Annotated in this window: 15 protein-coding genes; 3 read left to right on the top strand and 12 right to left on the bottom strand. The window is 68.1% G+C overall.

The window, feature by feature from the left end:
• From VM221_02915 to nrdR, 3 genes are all read right to left on the bottom strand, one after another.
• Positions 1-396 (bottom strand): DUF4145 domain-containing protein (locus VM221_02915; GenBank protein ID HUT73773.1); only part of this gene is annotated, 396 nt, incomplete at its 3' end.
• A gap of 466 nt (positions 397-862) precedes the next feature.
• Complete coding sequence (locus VM221_02910) at positions 863-3,103, bottom strand: vitamin B12-dependent ribonucleotide reductase (GenBank protein ID HUT73772.1); 2,241 nt, start codon at positions 3,101-3,103, stop codon at positions 863-865.
• A gap of 95 nt (positions 3,104-3,198) precedes the next feature.
• Positions 3,199-3,717: a transcriptional regulator NrdR gene (gene nrdR, locus VM221_02905; GenBank protein HUT73771.1), complete on the bottom strand. Its 519-nt coding sequence runs from the start codon at positions 3,715-3,717 to the stop codon at positions 3,199-3,201.
• A gap of 355 nt (positions 3,718-4,072) precedes the next feature.
• Between nrdR and VM221_02900 the strand changes: the two genes are divergently transcribed.
• Positions 4,073-5,119, top strand: coding sequence for an acetylxylan esterase (locus VM221_02900; protein ID HUT73770.1), 1,047 nt, complete (start codon positions 4,073-4,075; stop codon positions 5,117-5,119).
• Between the two features lie 25 nt (positions 5,120-5,144).
• A complete protein-coding gene (locus tag VM221_02895; protein HUT73769.1) occupies positions 5,145-7,283 on the top strand; it encodes a DUF3604 domain-containing protein in 2,139 nt (712 codons plus the stop codon).
• A gap of 54 nt (positions 7,284-7,337) precedes the next feature.
• Here VM221_02895 and VM221_02890 read toward each other — a convergent pair whose 3' ends face one another.
• From VM221_02890 to VM221_02880, 3 genes are all read right to left on the bottom strand, one after another.
• Entirely contained in the window at positions 7,338-8,405 is a 1,068-nt protein-coding gene (locus VM221_02890; protein ID HUT73768.1) for a hypothetical protein, read from the bottom strand.
• A gap of 156 nt (positions 8,406-8,561) precedes the next feature.
• On the bottom strand, positions 8,562-9,638 hold the full coding sequence (locus VM221_02885) for a dihydrodipicolinate synthase family protein (protein ID HUT73767.1): 1,077 nt from the start codon (positions 9,636-9,638) through the stop codon (positions 8,562-8,564).
• Between the two features lie 2 nt (positions 9,639-9,640).
• A complete protein-coding gene (locus VM221_02880; protein HUT73766.1) occupies positions 9,641-10,681 on the bottom strand; it encodes an NAD-dependent epimerase/dehydratase family protein in 1,041 nt (346 codons plus the stop codon).
• Between the two features lie 180 nt (positions 10,682-10,861).
• On the opposite strand from VM221_02880, the gene VM221_02875 reads away from it, so the two are divergent.
• Positions 10,862-11,008 (top strand): sulfatase-like hydrolase/transferase, encoded by a 147-nt coding sequence (locus tag VM221_02875; GenBank protein HUT73765.1) that lies wholly within the window; start codon positions 10,862-10,864, stop codon positions 11,006-11,008.
• A gap of 88 nt (positions 11,009-11,096) precedes the next feature.
• On the opposite strand, the gene VM221_02870 is transcribed toward VM221_02875, so the two are convergent.
• The 6 genes from VM221_02870 to mtnA form a co-directional block, all read right to left on the bottom strand.
• Positions 11,097-12,149, bottom strand: coding sequence for a CapA family protein (locus VM221_02870; protein ID HUT73764.1), 1,053 nt, complete (start codon positions 12,147-12,149; stop codon positions 11,097-11,099).
• A 23-nt stretch (positions 12,150-12,172) separates the two neighbouring features.
• On the bottom strand, positions 12,173-14,323 hold the full coding sequence (locus VM221_02865; protein HUT73763.1) for a DUF3160 domain-containing protein: 2,151 nt from the start codon (positions 14,321-14,323) through the stop codon (positions 12,173-12,175).
• Positions 14,320-15,342: a VCBS repeat-containing protein gene (locus VM221_02860; protein ID HUT73762.1), complete on the bottom strand. Its 1,023-nt coding sequence runs from the start codon at positions 15,340-15,342 to the stop codon at positions 14,320-14,322. The genes VM221_02865 and VM221_02860 overlap by 4 nt, the downstream gene beginning before the upstream one ends.
• A gap of 29 nt (positions 15,343-15,371) precedes the next feature.
• The gene (locus tag VM221_02855) at positions 15,372-16,004 is read right to left on the bottom strand and encodes a carboxypeptidase-like regulatory domain-containing protein (GenBank protein ID HUT73761.1); all 633 of its coding nucleotides are present in this window, start codon (positions 16,002-16,004) and stop codon (positions 15,372-15,374) included.
• Positions 16,005-16,016: 12 nt separating this feature from the next.
• A complete protein-coding gene (locus VM221_02850; protein ID HUT73760.1) occupies positions 16,017-18,161 on the bottom strand; it encodes a hypothetical protein in 2,145 nt (714 codons plus the stop codon).
• 272 nt (positions 18,162-18,433) lie between these two features.
• Positions 18,434-19,047 (bottom strand): S-methyl-5-thioribose-1-phosphate isomerase (mtnA, locus tag VM221_02845; GenBank protein ID HUT73759.1); only part of this gene is annotated, 614 nt, incomplete at its 5' end.

The raw sequence follows: 19,047 nt of genomic DNA, 5'->3' as shown, positions 1-19,047 counted from the left end.
ATCTTCGAGGAACTGTTCCACTATCTCCATAACCGCAAGTGCATCGTCCGCGGAGATACTGTCCAGTCCGTCGTCTCGAGGATGAGCGCCGTAGGCTCCGAAAAATCTTACCTCGTGGGCCGCGCCCTGGAGACTCTTTGTGATGACTCCCTCTGCAAGCATGTTGTCAATCTGCTTCCACGGGTGGTCGCCCTTCGCCCCCTTGTCCACCGCGATTGCCTGTATCGCGCGACGACACATGACAACAACACCCTTGTAGGCGTCAGCGCACCAACAACGCCGGGCTTCGGCGAAGTCGTCGCGGACTACCTGCGGGATAGCTTCGTGATACGTAGAGGCGTCAGTGCGAGGAAAGGGGAAAACACGCGCAATTCTATTGTTGAGTCTGTCATACATCACGAAGGCTATTCCGCAAACGTCCCGGGGGCAACGGACGATTAGGTATGCATACTGGTCTGAGCACTCGCTAATGTGGTAGATCGCCTTCGTCTGAGAAACTGCGCGGACACGAATGCCGCAATTGGGGCATTGCATATCCAGTCTGAACTTAGCTACATCAGTCTCGAAATTCAAGGTAGTTCCCCCTCGCACAGACACGACTGCAACCAGGCCGTCTTGCCCATGCCAGGACCTGCCATAGAACCTGGAACCCCCTTAAGGACACCTGCTATACCCGCGCGAGCGGCACACCAGGCAGCCCGCGTTCCTTCCCTTCATCCCATCGGCGTTCATCGGTGTCCGTCGGCGGTTGAACCTCTTCCGTTTTCCGCGGCGCTCGCCGTGGGCAGCAGGCAAGTCCACTTCGACAAGGCTACTCCCCTACGGCACTCACACAGGCGAGGGCGCCTATGCTCCATTTCCCTCACGGGCACTTGCTGTAGCCGCAGGCGCGACAGACCAGGCAGCCTTCGGCGATCTGGACGGTGCCGCCGCATTCGGGGCACTGGGGGCAGAGGCCGAGCAGGTCGCTGATGTCGCCGTGGCCGTGGTTGACCAGGGCCGAGGCGCCGCCGGTGAGGTGGCGCTCGACGGTCTTGGCGATGGCGTCGGCGCAGGACAGGACGGTGCCGCCATTCTCCCACGCCACGCTGGGGCAGCGGATACCCTTGAGCTCCTCGACCAGGGACTCCGGCGCCACCCCCGAGCGCAGCGCCAGCGAGATCAGCCGCGCCACCGCCTCCGCCTGCGAGGCCATGCACCCGCCCTGCTTGCCCATGGCGGTGAAGACCTCGCACAGGCCGTGCTCGTCCTGGTTGATGGTGATGTAGAGCTTGCCGCAGCCGGTCTTGGTCTTATAGGTCGCGCCGCGGGTGACCGGGGGGCGCGGGCGCGGCGTGATGTGCTGCCCCGGCGCCGGGCCCGTCGCCGCCGAGGCCGTCGCTTGCGCACCCGCCGTCAGCACCTGCTCCTGGCGGCTGCCGTCGCGATAGACCGTCACCCCCTTGCACCCCAGGCGGTAGGCGAGCATATAGACCGAGCGGATGTCCTCCGGCGTCGCCTCCTGGCGGAAGTTGACGGTCTTGCTGACCGCGTTATCGGTGTGCTGCTGGAAGGCCGCCTGCATGCGCGCGTGCCATTCGGGGGTGACGTCATAGGCGGTGACGAACAGGCGGCGCACCTCCTCGGGGATGTCCCCCAGCTCCTGGATGCTCTTGTGCTGCGCGATGTTCTCCATCAGCTCCTCGGTGTAGAACCCGCGCTCGCGCGCCAGGGCCTCGAACCGCGGGTGCACCTCCAGCAGCCGCTGGCCGTCGAGGATGTTGCGCGTGAACACGACCGCGAACAGGGGCTCGACGCCGCCCGCGCAGCCGGCGATGATGGACAGGGTGCCGGTGGGGGCGATGGTGGTGATGGTGGCGTTGCGCAGCGGCTCGCCGCCGGCGTAGATGCTGCGGTCGAAGTTGGGGAAAGCGCCGCGCTGGCGCGCCAACGCGACCGAGGCCGCGCGCGCCTTGGCGTGGATGAACTCCATCACCTGCTCCCCCACCGCCAGCCCCTCCTCGGTATTGTAGGGCACCCCCAGGCGAATCAGCAGGTCGGCGAAGCCCATGACTCCCAGCCCGATCTTGCGATTGCCGCGGGTCATGTCCTTGATCTCGGGCAGGGGGTAGTGGTTGCGGTCAATGACGTTGTCCAGGAAGTGCACCGCGCGGGCGACGACGTCGCCCAGGCGCTGGTAGTCCATTTCCGCGCCGGTCGCCGTCTCGCGCACCATGTGGGCGAGGTTGATGGAGCCGAGATTGCAGGACTCGTAGGGCAGCAGGGGCTGCTCGCCGCAGGGGTTGGTGCTTTCGATCTCGCCCAGGGCGGGGGTGGGGTTATCGCGGTTGATGCGATCGAGGAAGACGATGCCGGGCTCGCCGTTGCGCCAGCCCATGTCCACGATCTGATCGTAGACCTCGCGCGCGGACAGCGTGCGCCCGGCCTGGCGGGTGCGGGGGTTGATGAGCTGGTAGTCCTGCCCGGCCTCGACCGCGCCCATGAAGTCCTCGGTCAGGCCGACCGAGATGTTGAAGTTGGTGAGCACGGTCGGGTCCTGCTTGCAGGTGATGAACTCCTGGATGTCGGGGTGGGTGACCTTGAGGATGGCCATGTTGGCGCCGCGGCGGGTGCCGCCCTGCTTGACCGCCTCGGTGGCGGCGTTGAAGACCTTCATGAAGCTCACGGGGCCGGAGGCGATGCCGCCGGTGGAGGCGACGCGGTCGTTCTTGGGGCGAATGCGGGAGAATGAGAACCCGGTGCCGCCGCCGCTCTGATGGATGAGGGCGGTGTGCTTGATGGCGGTGAAGATGGACTCCATCGCATCCTCGATCGGCAGCACGAAGCACGCCGAGAGCTGCTGCAGGTCGCGCCCGGCGTTCATCAGCGTCGGCGAGTTGGGCAGGAAGTCGAGGCTCGCCATCAGCCCATAGAAATCATGGGCGACCGCCTCCACCTCGGCCCCGGGGTCGTAGGCGCGGTCGGCGGTGGCGATGTCCACCGCCACCCGCCAGAACAACTGCTCCGGCGTCTCGACCGGGTTCCCGTCGGCGTCCTTTTTCAGGTAGCGGCGCTCGAGCACGGTCACGGCGTTGTCGGTCAGTTGGGGCTGCATCAGGGGCATGTCTCGTTCCTTAATGAATGACATTTATCCACAGATGTCACAGATTTCGCAGACGTCGCGGAAGGCAGAAGAAAACGAGCTTTCAAATCCCTCCTCTACGTCTTGTCTTCTTTGTCCGGAATCTGCGTAATCAGCGTAATCTGTGGATGGGTTTTCACCGGGACCTGTCTTGCCAAGCCCCGGATTTCCTCAACGAAGGAATCCACGTCCCGGAACTCCTTGTACACCGATGCGAAGCGCACATAGGCGACCTCATCCAGCTCGCGCAGGCGCGCCATCACCAGGTCGCCGATCTGGCGCGCCGGCACCTCCGTCGCCAGCCGGTCGCGCAGCGCCCCTTCGATCTCCTGCGCGATGCGCTCGATGTCCTGGCGCGACACCGGGCGCTTCTCGCACGCCTTGGTCATCCCCACCAGGATCTTGCCGCGGTCGAATAGCTCCCGGCGACCGTCCTTCTTGATGACGTAGAACGGCACTTGCTCCGGCCGCTCGTAGGTGTTGAACCGCCGCCCGCAGGCCTCGCACTCGCGGCGGCGACGAATAGCGGCCCCGCTCTCGGCCAGCCGCGAGTCCACCACCCGGCTCTCAGGGCTATGGCAGAAGGGGCAGATCATGGTGAACCAGCCGCTCCCTACGCCCATGACTTACCAGAAACATAGGTTCAGAAGGCTCCACGCGACGTTCCATATCTAGGGGCGAGCGTGATAATACCACACAACATGTTGTGCGTCAATAGGATTATTCCATTATTTCAAGGGTACGCCCTATCTCTCTGGGGCGCCGCGGTGCGCCAACCGCGGATGTCGTCCCTGCGACAGCAGGGAAGCAACCCTCGTTCGCCGAACAGCGATGTAGCAGGAGCCGTTGTGGCTCGGCGGCGACATTGTCGCCAGTCGCGACGGCGCAGGTGACCATCCCGGCCGAGGATCCCCAAGCGCGCGAACAGTCTCCTGGTCCGTGGAGGCGGTCATGACATCCGATGCAGCGGGGCGAGTGCTGAAAGCCCACGAATACCTGTTGACCCTGGTAAGGGCCAAGCCGGATCGCCGATTCGCAGGAGGTGACCGCGAAGCCTTCGAGAGGTGGCGCCAGGAGTTTCGCGGTTGGCTGTGCGGCCTCCTTGCGCCGACGGGCTGCAGCGCGGGGGTTCCTGCCGCACCGGAGGTCAAGGCGCTTAGCGAGGAACGGTGGCCGGGTTGCCTGCGCACAGAGCTGAAGTTCCGCAATGCCGACACCGGCCTGGTCGTTCCAGCGACGGTTCTTCAGCCGCGGGGAGGCCGGGGAAACGGTGCGGGCGTGGTGTGCCAGCACGGACACGGGGACTTCGCGAGGCTTGCCGTTATTGGTGATCGCCGCACCCAAGAGCTGGTGCGGGAGATCGAACAGCACCAGTACGACTACGGGCTGGGGCTCGCTCAGGCCGGCTATACCATCATCGCCATCGACCTCTTGAACTTCGGCTCACGCGCAATGGAATCATTGCCATGCCGGGATCGCTGCGACGTGGTCGGCCTCTGGTTGTCCCTCTTTGGGCTCAGTCTCGCGGCGGTCCAAATCAGCGACATTCGGCACGCCATCTCGGTCCTGGCAGCATGGGATGGTATCGCCCCGGAGCGCATCGGCATGTGCGGCCTCAGCCAGGGTGGCCGCATGACCATGTTCACCGCGGCGGTGGACGAACGCATCAAGGTCGCCGTCGCTGCGGGGTCATGTAACACCTTGCGAGACCGGATCGCTCGCTTGGAGGGGCTCTGCGGTGCCCAGGTCGTTGCGGGATTGTTGCCGCACGCCGATACTCCGGAGGTCTTCGCCTCCGTCGCGCCGCGCCCGCTGCAGTTGCAGTGGGGCAGTCGGGACCCGCTGATCGTAGAGGGGCCGGCGCAGGCGGGCATCGCACACATCCAAAGCTGCTACGCTGCCGCGGGGCACGCCGACCACTTCCAGGTGCACCGGTTTGACGGCGGTCACGAGTTTGCCCTCGAACCGGCGCTGGAGTGGCTCCAGCGATGGCTGTGAGCCTCATCTTGATGGAGAAGATCGCATGGATGTTCCTTCCTATGATGTGGAGTTCGCTGGCAGCCGGGGGCGGGAGATCAGGGTGGTGGCCGGTAGCGAAGGAATCTGGCGCTGGCGCTTCTGCTGCGGTGCGCAGCCGATTGGCGCGGACGGGTCTCTGCAGCTATTCTGCGAGGTGCCCAAGTTCTGGCTGGCAACTTGCGCTCAGTCGGAGACGCCGGATGCGCCGGGGTTTGTACGCGTCCTCGGCAGCAGCGACCTGACTTTTGACCTGACGGGGATCCAACGCGACTGGAAGGCATTGGCGTGGGCGACGATCGCCCTCCCCCACGGCATGCAGTGCGGCCAACGAGTCACGGTCGAGTTCGGCTCGGCGCAGTTCCCGTGTCACTGCATCGCGCACAAGTACGAGAGCGCACCCCTCACCTGGCGCGTAGGTTATGATGCAAGCGGCGTGCGGCTACGGCTGTGGCCGCCGATGGTGATCCACGTGATCCCCGGCCCGGCGGCCCGCTTGAACGTAGTCGTACCCAGCGTGGTTGCCGCTGGTGAGGCATTCTCCGTCCGCGGCCGCGGGGAGGACGTGAACAGCAACATCGGCGCCTCCCTCGAGCACCCGGTGAGGCTCGAGGTTGTCGCTGCAAACGGTCATCCCGTTGACGACGATGTCAGGCAAGTGCGGGCAAGCGAGGGCACCTTCAGCAGCGACCAGTGGCGTATCAACGCGCCGGGGGTTTACCGCATTCGCGCCGACTCTCCAGACCTTCCGACGGCATATAGCAACCCGCTGAGCGTTTCCCCCGATGTCGGAGTGCGGCTTGCTTGGGGAGACGCTCACTGCCATACCGCCTGGTCCGATGGGGTGGGGACCTTGTCGCAGAACATCCGCTTCGCGCGCGATGAGGCGTGCTTGGACGTGTTCGGGTTTGCGGAACACCTGGTGGCGAACGAGGGCACCAGCACCTCGATCGTGGACAAGGGCGGCGCGGACTGGGCGATCCTCGGGCCTCACGTGGCGGAGGCCGTGCAGGAGGCTTACATCCCCGGCCGATTCGTGACCGTCGTCGGCTACGAGCACACACCGGATCCGGCGCTGACCGGAAAGCCTCGAGGTGATTTCTGCGTGTTCTCGCCCGCCTCGCGCTGGGAGGAGGTTCCCCTCGCCGTCGGCTGGGACAACCTGCGTGGCCTCGCCAAGGAATACGGCTGCCTGCTGATCCCCCATGTCGGCGGCGGGTGGCCTGAATGGCGCGAATTCGAGTTCGACCCCGAGGTGACGCCGCTGGTCGAGATCGCCTCCATGCACGGCCATTTCGAGTGCTACGCCCAGGGCGGCCTGCAGGCGGGGCTGAAGCTCGCGTTCGTGGGCATGTCCGACGGGCATTTCGGAATGCCGGGTTATGACAACTGGGCCCAACATGGACGAACACCCGGCCTGAGCCATCGCAACTACTCCGTGCAAAGCGCGATCACGGCCTTCCTGGTGCCGGAGTTCACGCGCGAGGCGGTGCTTGCGGCCATGCGCGGGCGCCGCACCTATGCGACCAGCGGCCAGCGGATTCTGGTGAGCTTCGAGGTCAACGGCATCGGCATGGGGCAAACGGTGGCGACCTCCGATCCGCCCCGCCTCAGGATTGCGGTTCACGGCACGGCACCCATCGCCCTGGTGGACGTCATCCGCGACGACCGCAGGCTCCAGCGCTTTGCGGGTGACGGTCAGGCCGACTTGGCGATTGATTGGGAAGACACGCATCCGCTGCCGGGCGAGAGCTACTACTACCTGCGGGTCACCCAAGAGGATTTCTCCCTGGCGTGGGCCTCGCCCATATGGGTAACCTACGCCGGAGGACGCCGTGCAGGCGCCATTGACCTTCCGCCGTGGAATGCGGGTCCGCATTGGCCCGCGGACTGCCCGGAGTCCGTGGATCCGGCCCACACGCTGAGACTAGAGGGCGTCTTCGCAAAGCGTGGAGTGCGTGAGCGGTTCGCGCGGCTCCATCAGGTCGGCGTCTTCAGCGAGCCGCGGGGGCGCTTCGCCATGTTCCGCGCGGTGGACCGCGCCCGTAAGAAGCAGCCGGTACACATACACTTCTACGTTGACTTCGCGGATGACCGGCTCTACATCGCTGACGGGGAGTCGGACTACGGCATGGCACTGCACTGAGCATCGGAAACCGTCCGCCCATCACCCTACGGGCTAAGGTCTCCTGATCGCTACCTAGACGGCAGCCGCGTGCAGGATCGCCTCCGCGGTTCGCTGTGCGCCGCGGCCGTCAACCAACCGCGGCCCGGCGCCGGCCAGGCGCCGCCGCCGATCGGCCGCGCAGGCCAGCGCGAGCACGGCATCGGCGATCTGGGCTTCGCTCACCGCCGCCCCCGGGCCGAGGGTGAGCATTGCGCCCTGGTCGGCAAAGCGCTGGGCCAGCTCCGCCTGGTGGCGCACCGGCTGGCAGAGCGCGATGGAGGGCAGGCCGACCGCCAGCGCCTCGTGCATGGTCAGGCCGCCGGCGATGATCCCCAGGTCCGCCGCGCGCAGCGCTGGCAGCAGCGAGGGGATACTGTCGCTCACCGTGAATGATGCCTCCGCCCCGCGCACCGCCTCCATCACCTGCGCCCGATAACCTGAAGCCGAGCCCACCAGCAGCGTCGCATGGGCGTCCTCGAATGCCCAACCGGCGCGAGCGTCCGCCAGCGCCGATCTCAGCGCGCGCGCCGCCTTCGGCGCCAGCCCGGCGGGGTCGGCCCCACCCAGGGTCACGAGTATGCGACACACTTTCTGCGGGATCTCGCGCTCGGCGATTCCCGGTTCCGCGTACGCCTCCGGCAGCGCCGCGTACTCCGGCCCCTGGTAAAGCGCGATACCACGCTCCACCAGGGCCTCCGGCGCCGGTTCAACCTCGAGGATGTTTATGATCGCGTTCGCGTTGAGCCGCCCCGAGCCGACGTCGTCGAGGCAGACCACGGCCGCCCCCGCGTCGCGAGCCGCGGCCGTCAGCGCCTGCGGCGTCTCCAGGACATCCATCACGCACCCGTCGGGCGCGGCCTTGCGAATGGCGGCGGACTGCGCCCGGTCATCCGCGTCTGCCGGCAGCAGCAGAACCTCGGCGCCGGCGTCGCGCAGCTTCTGTGCGCCCCACCGCAGATCGCGCGTCAGAAAGACGACCCGCGCGCCCATGGCGTCGAGTCGCCGCCGCAGGATGAGGCCGCGGATGATATGGCCGGTGCCGATCTCGGGGCTGCCGTCGGCGCGGTAAAGGACCCGCGGCCCGGTTTGCGGTCTGGTCATGCGTCAGTAGTTGTCCGCGCGGTCGCGGTGTCCTCTCGTGGCAAAGGAAACGGTGGCGGCCCTCCGGGCTTAGCCACTCGGGATGACATCACCCACCGGGTGAAGGCGCTGCGCTCGATATGCATGATCTGGGTCTGAATCCGTGCCCCCCCTGCCTCAGTCGCGCAGCCACTCGTCCAGGTGCGCCCGGACGAACTCGTCGTCGTTCAGGTGGGGATATGACCGGCACACGCGGTCTATCTCCTGCACCTGGCCGGGGGAAAGCCCCACCGCCGGGTTGACGCACCAGGTTCCCTGCAGCAGCCCTTGCCGCCGCAGCACCTCATGGATTCCCGGCACGCACCCAGCGAACCCATGCGCGGCATCGAACAGCGCGGCGTTGCAGTCGGTGACCTGCGCGCCCGCGGTCAGCATCTGCCACGGAATGGGGCCGCCCCGATCCGCGATCTCGGTGATCTCCGCTAGCAGTTCCACCGCCCTGCGCGTCCATACCGCCCACTGCCCCAGCAGCCCGCCGACGATCCGCGCCCGCCGCTCTCCGGCGGAGGTCACCACCCGGTACTCGGTCAGCAGGTCGGCGACGATGGCGTCGTCGTTGCCGGTGTAGAGGGCGATGTCCCCCGCGCGCCCAACCTCGCATACCGCGCGCACGACTTCCAGCGTCTGGTAGCGATCGAAGGGCGCGATCTTGATGGCGAGCACGTTCTCGATTTGGGCGAACCGGCGCCAGAACTCGAAGGGCAGCACACGTCCCCCAATCTGCGGGTTGAGGTAGAATCCGAACAACGGCAGCGCCTGGGCCACCGCCCGGCAATGAGCGACAAGGCCCGGAATGTCTTCCTGTGCCAGGGCGGCGAGGTTGAGCAGGGCCGCGTGATAGCCCTGCCCGGCCGCGAACGCCGCTTCCCTCACCGCTTGCTGGGTGTCGCCGCAAACGCCGGCAACCTTGAGCACTTGGCATCCCCCTCGCGCGCAATGGGCGTCAATCGTCTCCGCCGCCAGCGCCAGCACCGGCTCGAAGAGGGCGACGCCGGGCTCACGAATCTCGAATTGCGTGGTGTGGACGCCCACCGCGATGCCGCCGGCGCCCGCGTCGAGGTAGTAGCGGGTGAGCGCTCGCTGCCGACGGAGGTCCAGCTCGCGCTCCGCGGTCAGCGCCAGCGGGTGCGCCGGTATCACCATGCCGCGCCTTACGCGGTCGCGCAGGGCGGCGGGGAGGTCGCTGGTGGTCATCGTCAGAATCTCCCGGTATTGATCTCGAAGTGCGTCGGCAGTTCCAGCGATCGCCCGCCCGACATGACCCACTCCGCGGTCCAGCGAATCATGCATGCCAGCGGCACGCGCGGCGGGCCGAATAGTCGCGCAGCGCGAGCCGCGTCGCTGAGGTATGCGACCGGGCCGTCGTCGCCGGTGAAGGCCACCAACTTGCTCATGTGCCGGGCCAGCTCGCGGGCGACCTGCCGCACCCCAATCCGCTCCAGGCCGGTGACGTTGATGATCGCGGGCGGGGAGGCGCAGTGCTCGAACGCCAGCAGGGCGTGATGGGCGGCATCGCCCTGCCAGATGGCGTTGAAGCAGGGCACGGTCAGGTCAACCGGCGCCTGTGCCCATATCCGGCGGGCGATGTCGTGCAGCACGCCGTAGCGCAGATCTATGGCATAGTTGAGGCGGATCAGACACACCGGCGTGCCCCGGACGCGGCTGAAGTGCTCGAAGATGCGCTCGCGCCCCAGGCACGACTGGGCGTACTCGCCGACCGGCGCCGGGGGCTGGTCTTCCGCACACCCGCTGCTGGTCGCCGCCACCAGCGGATAGACGCAGCCCGTCGAGAAGGCGACGATGCGGCTGCTCGCAAAGTGCGCCGCCACGTGGGCGGGGACGAGGGTGTTGATGGCCCAGGTCAGCGCGGCGCCCTCCTCGGTGCCAAACTTGCGCCCGGCCATGAAGACGACGTTGGCCACCCGCGGCAGCGCGGCGACGGCCGACGGGTCGAGCAGGTCGGCGGCGATCGCCTCGATGCCGAGGCCCGCGATGCGCTCGCGCGAAGCAGGGTCGGAAAAGCGCGCCACGCCGTAGACCGTCTTCTTCACGCCGGCTTGCCGGATCGCCCGCACTGCGGCGCCGCCGAGGGTGGCCCCCATCTTGCCGGCGATGCCGAGGATAGCGAAGTCCCCGTCCAGCCGCCGCATGAATTCGACCAGCGCCGGCGACGGAGTAGTGAGCGCGTCATCGAGCTGATCCTCGGTGGTAATCGCAACGGGCAGAGAAGTCGTCACCAGCATCATCCCCGTAATGACGCGCCGACGCGCGGCCCCTGCTGAGGCAGTGACTTCTCTGACACGCGCGGTTGTCCTGCCGTTGCGGGGACTGACGGGCCGGCCGCCGGCCCAAGGAATCCGCGGCTCGCGGCACGAACGAGTACGCGGTTCCGCAGCAGCGAGAGGAAAGTCGGCTTCATGGCCCAGCCCAAGCCCAACCTGGTCGTCGTCGTGAGTGACACGTTGCGCGCGCCCAACCTCGGCTGCTGCGGCAGCCGCGATACGCGAACCCCCAACCTGGACGCCTTCGCGGCGCAGGGGGTGGCCTTCGCCGCCGCAAGATGAGGCCGCGGATGATGTGGCCGGTGCCGATCTCGGGGCTGCCGTCGGCGCGGTAAAGTATCCGCCGCCCGGTTTGCGGTCTGGCCATGCGTCAGTAGTCGTCCGCGCCGTCGCGGTGTCCTCTCGTGGCAAAAGAAACCGTGGCGGCCCCGCCGTTCACCGCGACGCGGGTCCCCAGCCCCTCGCACAATGTCCGAAAGTGGGCCAGAATACTCTGCGCCGCCTCGTCGTCCGGCTTTCGGGGGAAGCAGTCGGCGATCTGCACCGGCGCAAACGTGGCCGCCGCCTCGTCGCCGACGAAGGTGACACGCAGCGCCAGGGCGCGGTCGGCGCCGCGCCGGTGCTGGTCAAAGATGAAGTTGCCCAGGCTGTAGGCGATGAGACGCCCGCGATAAAGCTGCGCGCCCTGGATCACGTGCGGGTGATGGCCCACCACCAGGTCGGCGCCGGCATCAATTGCCACGCGCGCCAGCTCGCGTTGGGCCGGCGAGGTCAGCGCCTGGTACTCGCGCCCCCAGTGGAAGGCGACGATCACCACGTCGGCCCGTGCGCGCGCCTGGTGCACCGCGCGTCGAACCGCCTGGGGGTCGGCGCGGGCGGTTCCGGCATGGCGCAGATCGAAGAAGGCCCCCTCGTCGGGGAAGACCGTGAACCCCAAGAGCGCCAGGCGCCTGCCGTTGCAACGCACGATGCGCGCGCGACAGGCCTCCGCCTGCGTCGCCCCGGCGCCGAAGTAAGCGACGCCTTCGCGGTCGAGCGCGGCCATCGTCTGCAACAGCCCTGCACGCCCCTGGTCGAGGGCGTGATTGTTGGCCAGCGACGCCGCGTCGAAGCCGGCCTCCCGCAGCCAGCGCGCCCCCGCCGGCGGGCCGCCGAAGACGATGGGCTTGAGCGCGCTGGGGCTGCCGGATGCGAGCGGGCATTCCAGGTTGCAGACGGCGAGGTCGGCCCCGCGCGTGAACGGTAGCACCGCCTCGACCAGCGCGTCTTTCCCCGACCGCTCGATGCGCTCCCCCACGCCGCGGTCGAGGAGCACGTCCCCGACCGCGACCACGGTCACCGGCCGCTGCGGGGGCACGACCACCGCGGCGACGCAAGCCAGTGCCGCCCCGCTCAACGCGCCGATTCTGCCGAACCTAGGCAATGGTCGGTATTCCCGGGAGCCGCTCAGCAGCCGGACGAATAGCGCGTCCGGCCCTTGGGTTCGGGGATCTTATGGCTCTCGTCGGTGAAGAAGCTCTCGACCCACACCGGCGGGTCCGGCTCCTCGCCGCCGCGCAGCATCTGCTGCCACTTCTCGTCGGTCAGGCGATCGCTGGCCGGCCACTGGAACTCGTAGTAGGTGAATGCCGCCCCCCGCGTCAGGTGCAGCTTGCCGGCGATGGGCACCACCACGTAGATCTTCGCCACGCGACCGACGCCCTCCTCGAGACAGGAACCCAGGGACGTATGCACGTCCGCCACCACCGCCATATCCTTGTCGGTCTCGCTCAGGATGTCGCCCTCGGCGATGGACAGGGTCAGGTTCTCCAGGGTGGCGCCGTAAATCACGATGTCCTGGTACTCCTCGCGGGACAACTCCTCGCCCCGCAGCTCCTTGAGCGAAACGCGGCGCAGGAAGTCGAGCATCTCCTCTAGGCTGCCGAACTTGTCCTGCACGTTTTCCGACAGCAGCCCGCGCCGGCTCAGGCCCTCGCGCGACAGCCGCGCCAGCTCCAGCATGCGGTTGTAGAACTCCGGGTTGGGCTCGACATAGCCCTGGGGCGGCGGCGGGGGCTCCTCGCCGTCGCCGCACTCGGAGTAGCTTTGCTTGGCGTAGAGGATGGTGTCGTGGCGCAGCTCGGCCCAGCTTGCCAGGCTCGTGTTCAGGCTCTTGTCGAGCCACGCGGTAGAGCGCATGAACGAGGGGTAGCCCGCAGGCGCCTCGGCCAGCAGCGCTTGCAGCGACCATACCCAGCCGAAGTAGAGGTTGGAGCGCCACGTGTCCTCGGGGAGGGCCGCGAACTCCTCGCGCAACTGCTTGCGCCTCGGCAGGTACTCATCCCACTGCTGCGGCTCCTTATAGACTTCGTCCAGAAGATAGGCGGCGCGGTCCGAGCCGAGCACGGCGAAAACGTCCAGGCCCAGCGGCATCGGCCTCTCCGGCCACGTGGTCAGCCGCTGAAGCATCTCCGAGTCCGGGATGTAGCGCTGGCCCATGAAGCGGTACTGCATGCCCCCGGGCATGTCGAGTATCACCTGCTTGATGCGCGGCCCGCGCAGCTTCGCGGTCCGGCGCGCAAACTGATCGAGCTTGCTCTCGTCGGCAAGCGCGTCGAGCTCGAACTGAGCGCCGTACACCTCGCGCATGAGGGGCGCGACGTCGTCGGCGAAGAGATCATCCGCCGCGCCGACGTAGAACGCGGTCGGCTCGTAGATAGTCTCCCACAGGTCCCGCACTGGCTTGCCCTCGTGCTTCGCTTGCACGATGTCCCGCACCACCAGCAGCGCTTGCAGGGTGGTGCGCTTGGTCCGCGCCGCCCAGACCAGTTTCCCGTCGGCGTCCGGCCCGGGGATCACGAACGGCACCAAGCCGTACCACATCATCGCCCTGAAGAAGCGCTCGAACCGCGGCGTCCGCGTATAGTGGCCGCGGGGGATGAACTGCGAGTAGTCCACCGGGCAGCCGAAGATGGGACTCTCCACCCGCCCTCCGTGCTGCCCAATCAGACCCAGCTCCGCCTGCGCCATGGCTTGGGCTTCCTCCGGCACGGTCGGCAGGTCCATCTCCAGCACGCGTGCCGGCACCAGGAAGTAGGCGACATTGCACAGCGCCCCCTCCTGCACCGCCGGCGTCTTCGCTTCCCGGTAGGTGGCCAGGCTTTGCTCCAGCATGGCCGTGGTCAGCTTCTCCAGCACCGGGTAGAGCTTCTCCGTCTCGGTGGTGCGCAGGGTGTAGTCGAAGAAGATGTGATAGAGCTGCAGCACCGAGTCGGTGGTGATGAAGCTGGGCAGGTTGAGATAGTCGTTCTGCTCGTAGATGTGATGAAGCTGAACATCGTCACTGGGCAGGCAGACAAATCCGTTTGCCGCCAGCAGCCGGCGGGCAGGGGCCGCGAATTCCCCGAACTGCGCGCGATTGACGACATTCGAGAGGTCCGGCGCCACGGTATATGCGGGGAGCTTGGCGACCACCTCCACGGGCTGGTAGGCCGCGCGCGCCGTCGCCGCCCGGCCTGCCCCGGCGGCCCCGATGGCGGCGGAAGTCACACCAACGCGCCCGGACATGCTCACTACCCCCGCCACACCGATTACCGCTGCCAGCCACCACTGTTTCATCGCACCCCTCCTTGTGCAACGCTCAAGATCTGCAACTGGCCGTTGCTCACAACCGCCGCGCGGTCGCCGTCCAGTGCGCACAGCGCCGCCGGGCGCGTCGCAACGCGCATCAGCGTGACCACGCCCAAGCTCTCCTTGGCGGGTCGGTGTGCCCGCACCTGCCAGCCGTTGTCACGCTCCAGGGCGAACAGAGTGGCTGGCCGCCCCGCTGCCGACACCGCGGCGATATCCGCGCTCGTCCGCCCCGTCCACACTTCCTGGAACCCGAAGCCGTATCGCTGCCACCCGGACAAGCGCCAACCGTTGTCCATCCGGGCGATGGTCACGATTTCCGCCTGCCCGTCGCCGTCGGTATCCGCCAACTCGAAGTCGCTGAACCGCCGCCCCAGGCGCGACCCCAGCCAGCTTGGATGGAGGTCGCCGTCGGCCCAGTGATAGACGAAGGCGCGGTGGTCCCATACCGGGTCGAAACGAGTCTGCTTCCACACACCGACGACGATGTCCGGCGCATCGTCGCCGTCAACGTCGCCGGCACGCACCTTCCACGGGTGCAGCGCCGGCCGCAGTCCGCGCCACAGCCAGCGGCGGTAGCGCACCGAGTAGATCCGCAGCGTCGCGCGCCGGGAGCCGTGCTCACCCGCCAGCACCAGTAGCTCGTCCCAGCCGTCACCGTCGAGGTCATCGCTGCAGAGGTCCACTACCACCTCGGGTGTCAGGGAGATCTCGGCGGACAGCCGCGGCGCGTCGCGCCCAAGGACATATACGCGCTGCCGCCCGGCGGCGGTTACCGCGCTTGCGCCGCCCATCGCCACCGGGGCCAACGCGAATGCCCGCTCGGGCAAAGAGGTCGTCGCCACCGGCGTGGCGGTAGCGGCATCAACCCGCAGCCACCGCACTTCCCGCCCGTGTAACCACGCCAGGCGCGAGGAGCCCACGGCGGCGAGATCATCTGCGGGCGGCGGCTGACTGCTTGCCATACCCGCCAGCGCCGTCAGCAGCACCAGCGCGCACCATCGCATCGTGTTCTGCCCCGAAGCGCCGCGCGCCGCTACGACGGCGTCAGCGCGAAGTCAACCGCCAAGTTGGAGTCGCCCAGCAGCAGGATCACCGTGCGCTGCGCCGGGACGAAACCCGCTGCCGACACGGCGATGACGTAGGTCTGATTGGTGGGAAGCCAGAACCCGTAGCGACCGTTGGCGTCGGTGGAGGTGGTCGCGGCGGGGGTGGGCTGACCCTGGATGGTGGCGGTGACGGTGGCGCCGGAGACGGCCGCCGAGGTGGCGGCGCTGGTGACCCGACCGCCCAGGTTGACGGGCGGCGACGGGGGCTGGGTGGCCGGAGTGAGGACGAAGTTGAACGACAGGTTGGGCAGGGTGGTGAGCGTCCGCTGCTGGGTCTCGAAACCGAGCTTGCTGGCCTCGATGACGTAGGAGGCGCCGACGGGCAGCGCCAGGCTATAGACGCCGGTGCTGCCGGTGGTGGTGCTGGCGACGGGCTGGCTCTGGCTGCTGATGGTAGCGGTGACCAACGCGCCCGCGATAGGGGCGCCGGTGTCGCCTTTGACGGTGCCGGCAACGGTGACGGGCTGGCGGTCCGAACCGCCACTCCCGCACCCGGCGACGAACAGGGCCGCGGCGAGCACCGCGGCGGCGATCAGATGCAAGGTTGAGCAGCGAAACATCACACCACCCCTTCACGGCTCGTTGATGGTGAGCCAACATCCCTCGGCGGCGTAAACATAGAGCCACAAGCCCTCGTAGGGGCGCAGGTCCTGGGCGACGACGTAGGCGCCGTTATAGCGGAAAAGCGAGCCCGCCAGGCCGGCGGCCCGCGCCTGCGGCATCGTCATCGCCGCGCCGTCGGCGACCTTGACCTGCACCGCCGACGCCGCCACCGTCTGGGTGAAGGGGTTGGCGATCTGCTGCCATCCCCGGCGCAAGTGCAGGCGATACTGGCCGCTCGGCAGCAGGCCGTGGGCGCTGACGGTGATGGGCACGCTCAGCTTGAGCCAGTACCCCAGCCCGGGCTCGATGGGCGGCGTGTTGGGGTAGAAGGCGTACGCCCCTGGCAGCGTCGGCGTCCAGCGGGCAAGCAGGGTCGCCCCCGGCGCCAGCCCCAGGAGGTCGGCCGCGTCGGACTGGTCCGGGCTGACCGGCAGCGACACCATGGCCATCCCTGCGCCGAAGGTGTGCTGCGCCGTGCCCGCCTGCAGGGGATAGGCCCGCAGCGCGAACACGTGGAACAGGAAGCCGGTGTTGACCTGGCGCAGGTTGGCGACGCCGGCGGTGGGCTGCAGCTCGATCGCGGTCTGCGCCAGAAAGTCGAGCGGGGCCGGCTCGTCCACCGCGAACACGCCGCGGATCACGCTGGCGGCCGCGGGCGGCGCGCCGCCGGGGCTGACGCTGACGCTGCCCGCGTCGCCGTCAACCACCACCCCGAAGTACTCGTTATAGGCGCCGCTGCCCGCGACCCCGTAGGGGAACCAGGACTGCGCGACCTGGTTGCCCGCCGCCAGCTCGACGGTGATGCGCTGCGCGCCCCCGATGTTGAAGAAGCTCGGCGCGAGGAACCCCTGGCCGCTCTGGATGGTGACGAGATCGCCCGCCTCCGGCAGGTAGAGGTCTCCGTCCCAGCCCATGAAGTGGAACTGGCCGGTGCCGTTCAGCGGCTGCTCGTCATCGGTCGTCGTCGTACGGTAGCAGTCGGCCTCCAGGTACACCGTCACATTGTCGGTCTGGGGCAGGGCGACGAGGTAGAGCTTCTCCCCCGGCCCACCGTCGGAGTCAAGGACGAATTGGCGGGCGAACCAGCTCGCAAACAGTGCGCCCTCGACTTCCGGCGCGGCGGCGGCGGCGAGTTCGCGCAGGCGCGCGACGTTGTCCGACAGCGGCGGCGCGACCGCGGGGTCGTATTCGGCGTAGTAAGCGGTGTTGAAATCGCGGAAGAAGCCCCGATTCTCGGCATAGACCTTGAGCCATGCGGCCTGGGCCATGCCGATGCGCCAGGGGGTCATGCCGCTGTAGCCCGACGCGGGGAAGAGGGTCGCACCGGCGAGCGGGCGCTGGTTGAGCAGGTCGTAGAACGGCAGCAGGTAGTATGGTTCCCCCGCCAGATCGAAGGTCGCGTCCACCTGCAGGTGCGCGACCAGCGCCACCGCGCGGGCGAAGCCGGTCTCCCACGCCTCGGGCGCCAGGAAGAGGTCGTCGTGGAACGCGCGCACGATGAGCGAGGCGAGGACGAAGGTGTCGCGCGAGAAGTCCTGGATCGGCGGCAGGCGGATCTCGTTGACGGCGGGGAGGTAGACGCCGCCGAGGATGTCCTGGAGCGCGGGGTCGCTGACGATGGTGACGGTGATGGTCGAGGCGGGATCGCCGTAGATGGAGCGGATCATGGGATAGACGGAATTGACGTAGGCGGAGAGTCGCTGGCGATCGGCGCTGGTCCAGCCGGAATAGGTGAAGGTGATGCTGCCGCCGCCGAACTGCCGTCCCGCGCGGCCGGTGGCGCGCGGCCGATAGGCGCGCCCGCGCACCGTCAGCACCACCGTGCGATCCCAGCGCGGGCGCCAGGCCGAATCGAGGCGGCCGCGGCGCTGCAAGTATGCGGCGTAGGCCGGCACGCGCGACCAGGTGGAGCCGCACGCGCGCCGGATGGCGGAGCCGAGGAGGCGGTCTCGCGGGCTGACGCGTGGCCGCGCCACGTTGATGACGAGGTGATTGGTGGTCCTGGGCGGCGAGGAGCGCGAGCGTGTGATCCTGCCCAGGATCAGCGGCGAGGAGGGCGCGGCGGTAAGGACGACCAGCGCTGCGGCGAGTGCGAGGACTGCTTTTCTGGCCATGACGTTCACTCCCTCGGCGGCAATGTGAGCATCCTCCGCTCGCGTGTCATGTTACGGGGCAACCCCAGCCGTGTCAAGGCAAGCGGCAAGACGGGTGTGACCGGGGAAAGTTGGGATCGGTCGCGAGAACCTGTAGGGGCGCACGGCGTGCGCCCCCTTCACGGCGGCTAGGTGTTGGCCGCTGGCTAGGCGGCTAGTAGCCGCCGCCATCCCGGCCCGACGAAGTCGGGACCTAGGGACGTGGCGGTCGCTTGCGACCTAGCCACCGAGGGCTATGCCCGCTCCCCCGCCGACGCCGCCAGCGACTTCGTGAACGGATGATCGCAGATCCCCCGGTCGGTGATGATGGCGGTGACCAAGCCGTGGGGAGTGACGTCGAAGGCGGGATTGAAGATCGCCGCCCCTTCGGGGGTGACGCGCACGCCGGCGATGGTGGAGACTTCCTCGGCGCCACGCTCCTCGATGGGAATATCCTCACCGCCGGCGAGGGTGAGATCCACCGTGGACCTGGGCGCGGCGACGTAGAAGGGGATGCCATGCTGGCACGCGAGCACGGCCAGGGCGTAGGTGCCGATCTTGTTGGCGACATCGCCGTTGGCGGTGATGCGATCGGCGCCGACCACCACCAGGTCCACCATGCCTTTCTGCATGCACCAGCCGGCAGCGGAGTCCGCGATCACCGTCGTCGCAACGCCTTCCCCTACCAGCTCCCAGGCGGTGAGGCGCGCGCCCTGGAGCAGCGGCCGCGTCTCGTCCACCAGCGCCCGGACTTGCCGGCCCTGGCGGTGGGCCGAACGGATGACCCCGAGCGCGGTGCCATAGCCCGCGGTGGCCAGCGCGCCGGCGTTGCAGTGGGTGAGGACGGTGGCGCCCTGCGGCACGAGCT

It is taken from the genome of Armatimonadota bacterium (assembly GCA_035527535.1).
Classification (GTDB): domain Bacteria; phylum Armatimonadota; class Hebobacteria.
This window is presented reverse-complemented; position numbering and strand designations above follow the sequence as displayed.

Coding starts and splice junctions, on each gene's coding strand:
- VM221_02910 (HUT73772.1), bottom strand. CDS start 3,103: ATGCCCCTGATGCAGCCCCAACTGACCGACAACGCCGTGACCGTGCTC.
- nrdR (HUT73771.1), bottom strand. CDS start 3,717: ATGATCTGCCCCTTCTGCCATAGCCCTGAGAGCCGGGTGGTGGACTCG.
- VM221_02900 (HUT73770.1), top strand. CDS start 4,073: ATGACATCCGATGCAGCGGGGCGAGTGCTGAAAGCCCACGAATACCTG.
- VM221_02895 (HUT73769.1), top strand. CDS start 5,145: ATGGATGTTCCTTCCTATGATGTGGAGTTCGCTGGCAGCCGGGGGCGG.
- VM221_02890 (HUT73768.1), bottom strand. CDS start 8,405: ATGACCAGACCGCAAACCGGGCCGCGGGTCCTTTACCGCGCCGACGGC.
- VM221_02885 (HUT73767.1), bottom strand. CDS start 9,638: ATGACCACCAGCGACCTCCCCGCCGCCCTGCGCGACCGCGTAAGGCGC.
- VM221_02875 (HUT73765.1), top strand. CDS start 10,862: ATGGCCCAGCCCAAGCCCAACCTGGTCGTCGTCGTGAGTGACACGTTG.
- VM221_02865 (HUT73763.1), bottom strand. CDS start 14,323: ATGAAACAGTGGTGGCTGGCAGCGGTAATCGGTGTGGCGGGGGTAGTG.
- VM221_02860 (HUT73762.1), bottom strand. CDS start 15,342: ATGCGATGGTGCGCGCTGGTGCTGCTGACGGCGCTGGCGGGTATGGCA.
- VM221_02855 (HUT73761.1), bottom strand. CDS start 16,004: ATGTTTCGCTGCTCAACCTTGCATCTGATCGCCGCCGCGGTGCTCGCC.
- VM221_02850 (HUT73760.1), bottom strand. CDS start 18,161: ATGGCCAGAAAAGCAGTCCTCGCACTCGCCGCAGCGCTGGTCGTCCTT.